The organism is Parafrankia sp. EAN1pec (genome assembly GCF_000018005.1).
Lineage (GTDB): Bacteria > Actinomycetota > Actinomycetes > Frankiales > Frankiaceae > Parafrankia > Parafrankia soli.
The window spans coordinates 1,846,957-1,860,917 of record NC_009921.1 but is presented as its reverse complement, the minus strand read 5'-3'; the positions used below and the strand labels follow the sequence as shown (position 1 = coordinate 1,860,917).

The following is a 13,961-nucleotide window of genomic DNA, read 5'->3' as shown; positions in this document are numbered from 1 at the left end:
GTCACGCTGTCGTTGATGCGCTAACCCCGCCCTGAAGGACAGAGCCTGCGCGCTACGCATCTCGGTCATGTGTGGCCGTCCTTTCCAGGCCGGGGATCGTGAGGAGCGACGCGACGACAGGCAGGACGAGCGCGACCCGGTCGGCGTCCCAGGCCGCCGGACCGCCCGTGGATGTCGTCGGGCCGGTGCCGCCACCGGCCGGCCGCGGCAGCCCCGACCCGGCCCGTTCGGCGATCATGCGGCGCTCCGGTGCCGTGAAGGCCGCGAACACCCGCCGCAACGGCGCGAGGACGACGGTGAACGCGTCGGCTGTGAGCGAGGCCAGCCAGGCGTCGACGAGCCCGAGCATCCGCGGGTCCCGGGCCAGCACCGATCCGGTGGAGCCGAGGAAGCCCTCCAGCCAGCGGGCGGCGTCGGCCGGCGCGACGCCCGCCGCGGACAGCGCCCGGTCAAGGCGGAGAGCCACCTCTGCCTGGTCGATGTCACCCGCGTCCGAGAGGATCCGCGTGCACCTGCCGTTGACCAGGCTGTTGCCACCGTGGATGTCGGCGGCGGCGCGGACGGCGACGTGCCAGCGTTCGACGTGCTCGGGGTCGGCGATCAGTCGGAACGCCCCGTCGGCGCTGTCGATCGCGGCGGCCATCGCGTCCGCCGCGTCGTCGTCGAGACTCACACAGGCGGGCGGGAGCCCCGCGCAGATCCGCACCATGAGGCTCTCGGCGAGGGCGGCGACGCCCGTCGTGTCGGTCGCGCGCACGTCGCCGTACCGGTGGATGCGGGCCAGCGGGGCGAGCGCCGCCATCAGGTGGGCGACGTCGCCGGTGCCGGCGGCGCGGCGTTCCAGCCCGGCCGCGACGACCGCCATCGCCGCGGGCAGCCCGGCGAGCACCGCGGCCTCGAGCAGGGCGGTGACGGCCGGCAGGTCGGCGGCGGCCTCCGTCCGTTCGGTGATGACCGCGGTGGCCGCGTCGGCGACCGTCGAGCCGTACCGGGCGGCGGCGACCACCGCGACGGAGAACTCCGGCTCCCAGCGCAGCGTCCACGCCTCGGCGAAGGTCCCGGTGCCCGACGTCGCTGCGGGCGTCCCCCACGGCACGTCGAGCAGGCGCAGCCGGCGCAGCAGCTGGCCGCGCTCCCGGTCGACGTCCTTGCGCAGGTCCAGCCGGATCTTCTGGTCGTCGGCCCCGGGCCGCAGCCGCAGCCGGCGCTGCAGGCGCGCGAGGTCGGCGGCGAGCGGCACGGTCGGAACGTCCTCGCCGACGGCGCCGAGCACCCGCCCGACGACGAGCTGCTCGCGCACCACCGCCAGCGGAACCGGGTCGCCCCCGCACAGACCGGCGAGCACGGCGTCGTTCAGCTCGGTCAGCCCGGGGACGGCCCGCTCGCGCACGGCGGCGAGCGCCTCGGCGAGACGGACGGTCTCGATCACCGAGGCGGAGGACGCGGGCAGGTCGGCGGCGCGCAGCAGCCCCGCCACCCGGGTCACCCAGCGGGTCGTGACCTGGTTACGCGCGGTCCACAGATGGTGGTACCAACCGGGTGACGCGACCCCGGCGCCGTACCCGGACTCCGCGGCGAGCCGCGCGTGCGTCCACGGAACCCACGTCGTGTCGGTGCGCACGGCTCGCACGCCGCGCAGCGTGCGCTGGTCGGCGGTGGCCGACGTCCGCCCCGCCCCCCCGGTCAGCGCCGGCACGTGCCAGGCCCCGCAGACGACGGCGATCCGAGCGGCCGCGTCCGCCCCCGAGCCGGCCCGGCGGATCTCCAGGCGCATGTGCGCCTCGCGCATCTCCTCCCGCCGCCGGTGCTCCACCCGCGTGGGGGACACCCGGTCGCCCGTGCCGGCCTCGTCGCGCAGCTCGGTCATCGCGTTGGCAACCGCGGCGAACAGCTCGAGGGCGCCGTCCCGGCCCGGCTCACCCGAACCGGCCCGGGCGAGCCGGCGGTGTTCGACGAGGTCCTCCCAGAATCGCTCCGGGTCGTCGTGCCCGGCTGCCCGTGCCAGCCATCCGAGCGGGTCGTCCTCGACCAGGTGCGCGGGCTCGCCCTCGCCGCCCTCGCCGCCCGCGCCGTCACCGCCAGCGCCGTCACCGCCAGCGGCATCACCGGGGGAGCTGGCACCGGGCGGGTTGGCGCTGCGCGAACCGGCGCCGTCCGGGCCGCCGGCCTCAGCATCGGCGTCGACGGCCCTGGCCGCTGCCTCGGCCTGCTCCTGGCGCCGCAGCGCCAGGGAGAGCCCGAAGGGCAGGTCGACGAAACGCACCGGGACGCCTGTGGCGGCGCCGTGCAGCAGCGCCCGCCACTCGGGGGAGAACTCGGCGAACGGCCAGAAGGCGGCGTCGCGCGGTTCGTCGCGGGCGTAGACCGTCAGCGCGACCGGCGGGGTGAGCGAGCCGGTGTGCGCGAGGGCGGCGTCGCCCTCCGCCGGGCCCTCGACGAGGACGAGGTCCGGGTCGAGCTCGGCGAGCGCCGCCTCGACCGCCCGTGCGGAGCCCGGCCCGTGGTGGCGGATGCCCAGGACGGTGACGCTCATCTGCCGCGCGCCTCCGTGTCGAGATCCCAGCAGGCCTGGTACAGGTCCTTCCAACCGTCGCGGTCCCGCACGACGCCCTCGAGGTACTCCCGCCAGACCACGGGGTCGGTGGAGGGATCCTTGACCACGGCCCCGACGAGCCCGGCGGCGACGTCCTCGGCCGACAGCCTGCCGTCGCCGAAGTGGGCGGCCAGGGTCAGCCCGCCCGTGATCACGCTGATCGCCTCGGCGGTGGACAGGGTCGACGACGGTGTCCGCACCGTGGTGCGGCCGTCGCTGGTGACCCCGGAGCGCAGCTCGCGGAAGATCCGCACGACGCGGCGGACCTCGGCGCCCGCCGGCGGCTCGGCCGGCAGGTCCAGCGCGCGGCCCAGCTGGGCGACGCGGCGGCTGACGATCTCGACCTCGACGTCCTCCGTGGCCGGCAGCGGCAGCACGACGGTGTTGAACCGCCGGCGCAGCGCCGAGGACATCTCGTTGACGCCCCGGTCCCGGTCGTTGGCGGTGGCGATGATGTTGAACCCGGCGACGGCCTGCACCTCGCTGGCGAGCTCCGCGACGGGCAGCGTCTTCTCCGACAGCACGGTGATCAGCGCGTCCTGTACCTCGGCGCCCATCCGGGTGAGCTCCTCGACCCTGGCGAGCGAGCCCCCGGCCATCGCGCGCATCACCGGCGAGGGCACCATCGCGTCCTTGGACGGCCCCTCGGCGATGAGCCGCGCGTAGTTCCAGCCGTAGCGGACAGCGTCCTCGGACGTGCCGGCCGTGCCCTGCACGACCAGGGTCGAGTCGCCGGAGATCGCGGCGGCGAGGTGCTCGGACAGCCACGACTTCGCCGTGCCCGGGCTGCCGAGGAGCAGCAGCGCCCGGTCGGTCGCGAGGGTGGCCACGGCGACCTCGACGAGCCGCCGCGAGCCGATGTACTTGGGTGTGATCACCGTGCCGTCCTCCAGCGTGCCGCCGAGCACGTAGGTGACGACGGCCCAGGGCGAGAGCCGCCAGGACGGCGGACGGCGGCGCCGGTCGGTCGCGGCGAGAGCGGCCAGCTCGGCGGCGAACGCCTGCTCCGCGTGCGGGCGCAGCAGCTGGTCGCCGGAGCCCTGCGGGGCGGCACCGACCGGCCGCGTCGGGACGGCGGTGGTCTCGGGCGCGATCCCGGCGGGCGGCTGGGTCGATGTCGTCATGACGAGCCTTTCTTCGAGCTCGAACGGGAGAGCAGGGTGTCGCGGCGGGCTCGCCGCTGGGCGAGCACGGCCGCGAGGCGCTGGTAGCCGGACACCGTCTCGGCCGGCATGGTGGACGGGTCCAGGTCGGGGATGCCGACGTACGGCTCCACCCGCCAGGCGAGGTTGGCGAGCAGCGCCCGCACCCGGGCGTGCAGCGTGCGGGCCGTTGCCCGCTGCTGGGGATCGGAGCCCGGTGCGTCGACCGGTGCGGTGACGATGGCCGTGATGGCGGGGCCGGCCGCCCGGGTGAATTCCGCCGACCAGGGCCCGGGTATCCCGGCGAGAAGCGTGATGAGGTTCCCCAGGGCGGTGTTGCCGAGGCCGTGCCCGCCGGATCTGCCGAGGAGCAGGCCCCAGCGCTGCGTGGCATGGCCGGTCCCGCTCAGGGCGAGGTCGAACGCGCGCAGCCGGTCGGGCTCCGGCAGGCAGCCGATCAGCACCCCCTGCGAGCGCGGTTCGACCTTCGGGATCAGCGCGAGCGCCCATTCCGGGTCACGGTGCCGGACGACCGGGCCGACGAGGTAGGGCGCCAGGGTCAGCGCGGGGAAGCTCGGCGCGGGCTCCCAGAGCGCCCTGGCGCTCAGGAACTTCTGCGGGGACAGGCCGGTCCGCTCCGGCCACAGCCGCGGGTCCACCCGGGCGATCTCCGCGAGCAGCATCCGGGCCGGCCCGTCGGCCTGCGCCCTGGCGCGGGACGGCCCGTCAGGCGAGACGCCGTCCCGCGCCATCTCGTCGGTGAGCACCGCCGGCGGGTGCACGCGCAGGGTGCCGCGATGCACCGTGAAGGCCCGCTCGGTGCGGGCGGCGGCCCGCGCCGCGAAACGGGTACCGGGAAGTTCCAGCAGAACCTGGACCGCCGCGTCGCGCACGTCGGACCGGCGGTCGTCCAGGGCTGCCTCCAACAGCTCCTCGTCGTACGGGCCGAGGCCGGTGCGCAGCGCCTGGACGAAGGCGAGGCGCTCGGCTCCGCCGGCCCGGCGGAACGGGACGAAGGGAGGTTCGCCCGCGCCGCCGCGCAGCAGCTCGGCGGCGGCCGCCGGGTCGGTGTGCCGCAGCGCGGCGATGAGGGATCGGCGCTGCTGCGCGCTCGCGCTCGGCCAGCCCGCGACGCCGACGGGCCCCGCCCAGCCGGCGTCCGGGTGGAGCGCGGCGAACCAGCGGCCGCGCGGGCCGAGGACCCGTAGCAGGCGGGGGCGCAGCTCGGTCGACCGCCGGCCGAGCTCGACCAGCGCGGGAAGCAGGGTGTCCGGCGGGCGCCAGCCTCCTTCGGCCAGCAGGTCCAGCCACTCCTCGAGCTCGGCTGTCTCGGCGGCGCCCACCTCGGTGGGAACGGGCACGACCGCCGTCGGGGGGCACGGTGGGTGCTCATCCGCCGCGGCGGGAGGCGGCGCGGGCACCGCGGAGGCATCGGCGGCCAGCTGACCGGCCCGCCTGGTCACCGCGGCCAGCGCCGCGACCCGGAGCAGGCGTTCCTCCTCGCCCGGACGCCCGCCGGGATCAGGGAGCCCGGGAATCACCGGCGACGGGCGGCGGCTCACGCCGATCACCGCGGCGTCGACGAGGTCCGTCCACCCCGGCGTCGGCACCGGGGCGACCGGTGCCGCGACTACCGGGACGGGGGCCCGGCCGGGCATGTCCTCCGCCCGCGCGGTGCGCGACGGCGTGGCGGCCAGGGGTGTCAGGGTGAACGAGTCCCATTCGGCGACCACGTCGAGGCCCGCTCCCCCGCCGGCCGCGAGCATGTGCCAGCCCCACTGCGCCACGGCCTCGTCGGCGAGCGGCAACGCCTCGCCGGCGGAGTCCCGCAGCAGCCACGGACCGCTCCTGGGCAGCGGACCGGCCCCGGCGCCCGGCGGCAGCACCGTGACACCGCGGACGGTCAGCGCGACGACGGCCGCGAACGGGTCGACCGCCAGGGCCGACGCGACGCAGGCCAGCGCGGCCCGCCAGGTGGGCGCGAAGAGATCTGTGCCGACGGGGTCGACGACGGCCGCGGCGCCGCCCGGCGCGCCGGGCGCCACCCGCGCCGGGCGGCGCCCGGGATACGGCGCGAGATCGGCCCTGACCCGCGAGCCCCGGGGCAGCGGCGGTGGCATCCCCTGGCCGTTCACCGCGAAGTCGACGAGCACCGCCAGCCGCCCCGACTCGACCAGACGTAGCCACTGCCGGCGCCCCCGCGCCCGCCCCGCGCCGAACTCGTGCGCCCCCAGCACGTCGACCTCGCCGACGATGTGCTCGCCGGCGAGCACAGTGGCCACGGGAACGGTGAAACCGATCCGGTCGCGCAGGACCGCCACGACGTCGGCGGGCAGGTCGGCGCGGCGGGCCCAGCCCTCGCACAGCAGGTGCAGCAGCCCGACACGGTCGACCAGCCGGGACGGCCAGTCAGGCCGCCGGGCCGCCGACCCGGCGATCTGCGCGGCCTCGTGGATCATCTCGGCGAGGCCGGGTGCCTGCGCGTCGACCATGCGGGCGGCGGCGGCCCGCCACCAGTCGGCCGGCCTGGCCTGGGCGGCTCCGAGCCCCTCCCCGGCCAGGTCGGACAGCCAGCGGGCCAGCTCCGCGACACCGGCGTCGACCTTGGCCGCACGGCTCGCCTCGCGCCGGGCCGCCCCCGCCGCGGAGCGCTCGGACTCAGGCCCGGTGGCGGCCCGCGTGCCCGCGCTCGCCGCCGCGGCGAAGCGCGCCACCCGCCGGTCGAGCCATTCCGCGGCCCACGGCGGACGCCCGCCGCCGGCACCGGCCACGCCGCCGGCCGCGGCGAGCAGCATCAGGCCGAGGGCGTGCTTGCAGGGGAACTTCCGGCTCGGGCACGAGCACTTCGAGGCATGATCCGCGAGGGCCACGACGACCCGGTAGGGCGACTTTCCGCTGCCCCTGCACTCACCCCACAGCGCCTCGGCGTCGCCGCCCGCCAGCGGCCAGGACCCGGCGACCGCGAGCCTCTCGCCCGCCTTCACGGACGCCTGATCCGGCGCCAGGGCGAGCGCCTGCCCGCGCTCGACGGGCGGACTGGTGGTGTTCGACACGACGGCGATTCTGCCTACGGGGTCCGACAGTTCCGTTCCGTCCTCGCGGCCCCGCACCCACATTCGAACCGGCGTTCGAAGGCACAGCGAGGCCTGCGGCCACATCCAGGCCTTCCCGGACCTTGAAAGCCGCCATCATCGACAAACGAAGGCAAACGGATAAGGATTAGCAGTGCCCACTTACTGACCCTGATTGACGTCCTCCCCGCGCGAATGCGGGGGATTCCAACTCCTACACACCCACCAGAAGAGGTGCGCAGTGTTGAGGTTCGCGGTTCACGGGCCCGGCCAATGCCGCGCCTCCCCGCGCGGTCACGGCCCGTCCAGCCGCGATGTACCCAACCGCGATGTTCACCGCCGCGTTGACGTCGGCGTTGGCCGTGTGCCCGCAGACCACGCACCAGAAGACCGCTTGGCTCTCACGGTTCCCGGACGCCACCTGCCCGCAGGCCGAACAACGCTGACTCGTGTACGCGGCGGGGACCTTCTCGACCCGGCCGGGGGCCTTCTCCTCCAACCGGCGGACGAGCAGACCCCAGCCCTGGGCGAGGATGCCCCGGTTCAATCCGGCTTTCTGCCGGACATTGCTTCCCGGCGCCTCGACGGTGCCCCGAGCCGAGCGGGTCATCCGCCTGATCTTCAGGTCCTCGACGCGGATCACGTCGAACCGGCGGGCGAGGTCGGTGCTGGTCTTCTCGACCCAGTCCTTGCGCCGGTCAACCTCCCGGGCCCGCGATCGTGCGATCCGCACCTTGAGGCGCTGGCGCCGCTGGGACCCACACCTGGCCCTGGACAACCGGCGTTGCAACCGGACCAGCCGCGCCCGCTCCCCAGCTCTCAGACCGGGACAGGACAGCAGTTCCCCGGTCGACAGCGCCGCCGACACAACCACCCCACGGTCCACCCCGACGACCGCATGGGTGCCCGGCGCGGGGATCGGAGCGGGGGTCACGGCGAACGCCACATGCCAGCGGCCCGCACGATCCCGCGTCACCCGATACGACCGCGCGCCCGGCACAGCACGGGACCAGCGGAACCTCACCCAGCCCACCTTCGGGACACGCACCCGCGCCCACCGGCGATTCACCCGCCGCACGTCGCCCGGTTTCACCGCCACAATCCGGAACCCCTCGTGATGGCCACGCCTCCGGAAAGTGGGTCTGCGATGCGAACCACGGAAGAAGTTCCCCATCGCCGTCGCGAAGTCACGCAAAGCCTGCTGCTGCACGACGACACTGCCCGCCGCCAGCCACGGACTGGCCGACCGGGCCTCGGTCAACTGCCGGTTCTGCTCCGCATAGCCCGGCGCCCGCCCCCGCCATGGCCGATACCACGACTGCTGCTCGACCGCGAGATTCCACACGAACCGAGCATGCCCACAGTGCACCAACAGGGCCTGTTCCTGCACCGCATCGGGATACAACCGAAACCTCGACACGGCCACATCCTAACATCACCGCGCAACGACGAAGAATCCGAACATCCCACTCTCGGACGACCCGTACGTCCGTCTCGCCGAAATAATGAAAGAAGACATCTACTCACTAAACAGCGAGATCATCCACCTGTTGCATTGCACTGTCCGACAGCGGTCCGCCTGACGGCGGATCGCCTGCCCCTGCCCCGCTCCGCAGGGGACCGGACTCCTCCCCAGCCTGAAGACCGGGGCATCCTCCGGGACCTCTGGTGACCTGGCTCGCCGCGGCGCGCGTTTGGCACCGGACCTGGTCGAACAGCTGCTCACCCGCCTCGCGGACGGCTGCCCGCCGATGCCCGGCGCCACGGACCCGCCGGCACCGTCCAGGCCCTCGGGGGACGAGGTGGCGGGCCAGGGCACGCTCCTGAGCCACAAGGACCTCTGGCGCGAGCTCCTCGACGCCGCGGACCGCGAGCCCATCGAATCCTGGATGACCTGGCTGCACCCGAAGCAGGTCCGGCTGGCCGGACGGCAGTGGTCGGGGCCGGCCCGCGTGCGCGGCGCGGCCGACACCGGCAAGACGGTCGTCGCACTGCACCGCGCCAAGTACCTGGCCGCGCGCGGGGAACGGGTGCTGTTCACCACGCTGGTGCGGACCCTCGGCCCGGTCTACCGCGCGCTGCTCGCCCGGATGGCCCCCGACCAGGTCGACCGGGTCGAGTTCGCCACCGTGCACGCCGTCGCCGCCCGCTGCCTGCGCGAGCACGGCCTGACCGACTTCGCGCAGTACGCGAAGCTGGCCCGGGTCGGGCGCAGCACCCCTTTACAGCCGACCCACCGCCGCGCGGTGTGGGAGCTCCACGAGCGGTACGAGCAGCTCCGGGTGGAGCGCGGCGTCCTCGACCGCGAGCGGATTCTGCGCTACGCCCAGGCGGTGCTCGCCGACGACAGCTTCGAGGATCTCGACGGCGTTCGGGAGCAGGGGCACCGCGAGGTCGACGTCGAGCGCCCCGGCGGCGAGATCCACGAGGTCACCGTGTCCGGCGAGGCGGCACAGGACACCGCGCTCTGCGACCATCTCGTCGAGCTCCGGCAGCGCCGGAACGTGCGTTACGGCGACATGGCGGTGCTTGTGCCGACGAACGAATCGGAGCGGCGATGGCTGCGGGTGCTCGCCGAACGGGGAATTCCCGCGGTCTCCCTCATGCAGTACGACGGGTCCACCTGCGAGGCGGTCAAGGTCGGGACGTACTTCCGCGCCAAAAGCCTCGATTTCGCCCACGTCTGCATTCCCGACCGTAATCTCTTCCCGCGGCCGCAGCAGCCGTCCGAGTCGGCCGACGCGTTCGGTGAACGCGTCCAGCTGGAGCGGCGGCAGTTGTACGTCGCCATCACGAGGGCTCGGGACAGTGTGTGGGCCGGCATTCACGCCCGGCCCTGCCCGGAACACCAGCCGCCCGGCATCGGTCGGATGCCGGTCCGAGCCGGGACGAACGGTGCGCAGACGGTCTACTCGGACGGGACCGGTCCTGGACGTGACCGCGGCACGGTCGCCAGCGGCACGGTGGCCGACGGGTCGGCAAATGACGGACCGCCGAATGCCGGGAAGTCGTGGGCGGGGACGCCGTGTTCCGGGCGGTGGGGTTCCGGGGTGGCGGGTCGCTGGATGTCGCCGCGGGTGACCGCGAGGTAGACGACGAGCGCCACGATCAGCACCGTTGCGGCAGCGGCGACGACACCGTCACCGAGACCGACCCCGGACTTCGAGCTCGGCTTTCCGAGCCAGTCCGCGAAGGACGCGCCGAGGGGCCGGGTGAGAATGTAGGCGAGCCAGAAGGCCACGACCTCGTTCAGGCCGAATCGCCATCCGATCAACGGCACCAGGATGGCCACCGCGAACAGCAGGCCGGACCCGAGGTAACCGAGATGCAGGGTGTCCGCGGTCACGTCACCGGCGGCGGTGCCGAGCGCGAACGTCGTCACCACGGTCAGCCAGTAGAGCGTCTCCCGGCGGCGGGTCACGATGCTGTGAATCGACAGCGTGCCCTCACTGCGGTACCAGTAGTAGAGGACCCCGGCCAGGACGGCGATGTAGAAGAGCATCGAGCCGAGGTGACCGACAGGCGGCCCGTCGGCGGCCATCGTGCCGAAGACCGCCACCATCATCACCGCGAACCAGTACACCGGGGCGGTGTACCGCGATGCCCGGAACTGCAGCGCCAGGCCGGCGACGAATCCCACGACACCGATGCCGGCCGCCAGGACGAGACTGATGTGCGCGAGAAAGTCCGCGGCTGCCTCGCCCATCCCGGTGGTGAGGATCTTCACGACCCAGAACATCGCGGTGATCTCGGGAACCTTCGCGGCGAGGGGCTCGCGGGCGCGGATCCAGCTGTGGGACGAGGGAGGCATCGACGTCCTTCTGTCAGCGGCAGCGGCTCGTTCACGACACCACCACGACCGTGTGAAAACGGTGTGAGCCCATCGATCCGGCCTGCGCCGCCGGCCCGAACAGGAGAACCGGGCGGGTGCACCCGGTCCTTCACCGGCGCGGACGTACAGTACTGATCCGCCGGCAGCAGGCCGCCTGCTGCCGATCCGCCCGACGAGGTCCGAGGGCGGGCGTGGTGCCGTCCGACCCGACCGCGGGAACAGCACCACGGAAGGGGACGACTACCCACCGGGGATGAGGGAGGTCGTGGCCATCGCGAGCAGATCGGGCCCACTGCCGGGCCCGTTGACGACGTCGGACCGCCGGGAGCCAGACGGCCCGGGCGCCCGCGGTAGTGGTCGGCGGGATGACCGGCGCGCCGACAGACCGCGGGCCGCCGACAGCACTCGGCCGGCCGACGGCCCACGGATCACCCGCGGGCCGCGGCGTGCCGACAGCCCGCGGCGTACCGAAGGCCCATGGCGTGCCAGCGGGCCACGGGTCGCCGCGCTGGTGACACTGCTGCTCGGCCTCGTGGACATCGCGGCCGTGTTGACGCCGGGGTGGCACTCGCGGCTGGAGGCGCTGCGGGAGCTGCTGCCCGCCGCCGCCTCCCGGCAGGCCGCCGCGTTCACCGTCGTGGTCGGAATGCTGCTGGTGCTGCTCTCGGCCGGGCTCCGGCGGCGCAAACGGCGAGCGTGGCGAGCCGTCGTGATACTCCTCGGCTCGAGCGTGATCCTGCACCTCGCCCGGGGGCTGGACTACGAGGAGGCTGCCGGGTCGGCCGCGCTGTGCGTCGCCCTGCTGCTGGCCCACAGGCAGTTCCAGGCCAAGGGCGATCCGACGACGCGCTGGCGGGCGGCCGGCGTGGGGCTCCTGCTCACGGTCGTCTCGATCGGGGTCGGCCTGCTGCTGCTGAACCTGCGCGGCAGTCGGATCGCCGGCCCCCATCCACTGTCCGCGGAGCTGGAGCAGATTGTCCTGGGGCTGGTCGGCATTCCGGGCCCGCTGGGGTTCAGCTCCGCCCGCTTCGCCGACCTGGCCAACCGGATGCTGCTGACGATGGGTGTACTGACCATCGGGTCCACCGCCTATCTGGCGCTTCGCCCGCCCGAGCCACGGCCGAGACTGACCGACGCGGACGAGGCCCGGGTGCGGGACCTGCTGGCCGGTCACGGCTGCGCCGATTCGCTCGGGTATTTCGCGCTGAGATCCGACAAGTCGGTGATCTGGTCGCCGACCGGGAAGTCCTGTGTGGCCTACCGCGTGGTCTCCGGGGTGATGCTCGCCAGCGGCGATCCGCTGGGTGACCGGGAGGCGTGGCCAGGCGCCATCAGGGAGTTCCTGCGCGAGGCGGCCGACCACGCCTGGACGCCCGCGGTGATCGGCTGCTCGGAGGCGGGCGGAACCGCCTGGACCAGGGCCGGCCTGTCCGTTCTCGAGTTCGGCGACGAGGCCGTCGTCGAGACGGCCGGTTTCACCCTGGAGGGCCGGACGATGCGTAACGTCCGGCAGGCCGTCGCCCGAGTCGAACGCGCCGGCTACACGGTGGACATCCGACGAGTTCGCGACCTGACGCCGCAGGATGTCGACCGTCTCAAGGCACAGGCCGCGGCCTGGCGGGGCACCGAGACCGAGCGGGGATTCTCCATGGCGCTCGGCCGGATCGGCGGTGCGTCGGACGGCGACTGCGTCGCCGTGATGGCTTTCTCCACGGACCCGGACGGCGCGGACCCGGACGGCCCGAACCCGGACAGCGCGGGCCCGGACAGCGCCGAGCCGCGGCTGCGCGCGCTGTTGCACTTCGTGCCGTGGGGACGGACGGGACTTTCACTGGATGCGATGATCCGTGACCGGACGGCGGACAACGGGCTGAACGAGTTCCTGATAGTCAGTGCCCTGCGTCAGGCCGGCGACCTCGGGGTCGAGAGGCTGTCCCTCAACTTCGCGTTCTTCCGGTCCGCGCTCGAACGCGGTGAGCGCCTCGGCGCCGGGCCGGTGATCCGTCACTGGCGCGGCCTGCTGATGTTCTTCTCCCGCTGGTTCCAGATCGACAGCCTGTACCGGTTCAACGCGAAGTTCCAACCTGTGTGGCTGCCCCGCTACGTCTGCTATCCGACGTCCGCGGAGCTGCCCCGGATCACGCTGGCGATGCTCAGGGCTGAGGCCTTCCTCGTCCGGCCACGCTGGTGCTCCCGCCTCCCCCGGCCCTCCCGGCCTGCCAGGCGCCCGGGGTGAGGTGAGGTCGTGGGTTCGGCACTGGGTTCGCTGGTCATCGTCGCGACGTGGTTCCTGTTGGTCCTCGGGGCGCTGTCGGCGATCTGCTGGGCGGGCTGCGTGTGGATGACCCGCCGACGGCGGGCCATGGCCGTCGGGCTGGGCTTCCTGGCCGCGCTGCTCACGCTGGCGACGGCGGCGGACACCGCCAACGCCCACTACGGCTATCTGCCACGGGCCGCTGACGTCCTCGGGCTGACCTCCTGGCCGACCGCGTCGGTGCGCGAGGTCGTCGGCCCGGCGCCGCGGCCGCATCCCGACGGCGCGGTCGTCCACCTGCCGATCGCCGGCGTTCACAGCGGGTTCGGTACCCACAGCGCACTGGTGTACGTCCCGCCGCAGTATTTCACCGACCCGGGCGCCCGATTCCCGGTCGTCTATCTTTTCCACGGCTCCCCGGGAATTCCGCTCGACTGGTACCGGGCGGGGCAGGCGGCGAAGACCGGCGCGGCCCTGGCACGCGCGGGCCGGCCCGCGATCCTCGTCGCCCCGCCGCTGGGTCATGGCTGGCTCGATGACAGTGAGTGCGTCGACCGTCCCGGGGAACGGATCGAGACCTACCTCGTCGACGATGTTCTCCCGACCGTCGACAATCTCCTGCGCGCCATTCCCGACCGGGCGGACCGCGTCTTCGCCGGGATATCCGCGGGCGGTTTCTGCGCGCTGAACCTCGGGCTGCGCCACCGCGATCTCGTCGGGACGATCGTGGACATCTCCGGGTTGGCGAGGCCGACCCATTCCGGCGGAATGACCGGCCTTTTCGGGAATCGTCCGGACCTCGCCGCCGTCACCGCGGCCAACACCCCGGAAAGCTATTCCGCGACGCTGCCGCCGAATCCACCGACCCGGGTCTGGCTGAGCTGTGGACTCATGGACTTCGGGCCGCTCGGCGACATCAGGAAAATGGCGCTGGCCCTGTACGGACGGCCCGGATTCACCACCGTGCTGCGCCCGCGGCCCGGCGGCCACGACTTCGGCGTCTGGCGGCCCGCACTGCGCGACGGCCTGCGCTGGGCGTTCCCCTGACATTCCGCCCCGCCGGCTGGAC

Annotated in this window: 7 protein-coding genes; 2 read left to right on the top strand and 5 right to left on the bottom strand. The window is 73.8% G+C overall.

Annotated elements, in window-relative coordinates; all coding sequences use genetic code 11:
* Positions 1-52: 52 nt before the first annotated feature.
* The 5 genes from FRANEAN1_RS07565 to FRANEAN1_RS07530 all read right to left on the bottom strand — a co-directional run bounded on the left by FRANEAN1_RS07565 (position 53) and on the right by FRANEAN1_RS07530 (position 10,617).
* Positions 53-2,533: a DUF5682 family protein gene (locus tag FRANEAN1_RS07565; protein ID WP_020459166.1), complete on the bottom strand. Its 2,481-nt coding sequence runs from the start codon at positions 2,531-2,533 to the stop codon at positions 53-55.
* Positions 2,530-3,717 (bottom strand): AAA family ATPase, encoded by a 1,188-nt coding sequence (locus tag FRANEAN1_RS07560; protein WP_020459165.1) that lies wholly within the window; start codon positions 3,715-3,717, stop codon positions 2,530-2,532. Before FRANEAN1_RS07560 ends, FRANEAN1_RS07565 begins: the two co-directional genes overlap by 4 nt.
* Positions 3,714-6,788, bottom strand: a complete 3,075-nt coding sequence (locus FRANEAN1_RS07555) for a DUF5691 domain-containing protein (protein WP_041255640.1) — start codon at positions 6,786-6,788, stop codon at positions 3,714-3,716. Before FRANEAN1_RS07555 ends, FRANEAN1_RS07560 begins: the two co-directional genes overlap by 4 nt.
* A 232-nt stretch (positions 6,789-7,020) precedes the next feature.
* On the bottom strand, positions 7,021-8,232 hold the full coding sequence (locus tag FRANEAN1_RS07550; RefSeq protein WP_157472440.1) for an RNA-guided endonuclease TnpB family protein: 1,212 nt from the start codon (positions 8,230-8,232) through the stop codon (positions 7,021-7,023).
* A gap of 1,482 nt (positions 8,233-9,714) precedes the next feature.
* Positions 9,715-10,617 carry a hypothetical protein gene (locus FRANEAN1_RS07530; RefSeq protein WP_020459161.1) on the bottom strand — a complete coding sequence of 301 codons (903 nt, stop codon included), beginning with the start codon at positions 10,615-10,617 and terminating at the stop codon, positions 9,715-9,717.
* Between the two features lie 325 nt (positions 10,618-10,942).
* Between FRANEAN1_RS07530 and FRANEAN1_RS07525 the strand changes: the two genes are divergently transcribed.
* Together FRANEAN1_RS07525 and FRANEAN1_RS07520 are read left to right on the top strand one after the other, a co-directional pair.
* Positions 10,943-12,874, top strand: coding sequence for a phosphatidylglycerol lysyltransferase domain-containing protein (locus tag FRANEAN1_RS07525; RefSeq protein ID WP_347177207.1), 1,932 nt, complete (start codon positions 10,943-10,945; stop codon positions 12,872-12,874).
* A gap of 9 nt (positions 12,875-12,883) precedes the next feature.
* Positions 12,884-13,939 carry an alpha/beta hydrolase-fold protein gene (locus tag FRANEAN1_RS07520; RefSeq protein ID WP_020459159.1) on the top strand — a complete coding sequence of 352 codons (1,056 nt, stop codon included), beginning with the start codon at positions 12,884-12,886 and terminating at the stop codon, positions 13,937-13,939.
* Positions 13,940-13,961: the final 22 nt, after the last annotated feature.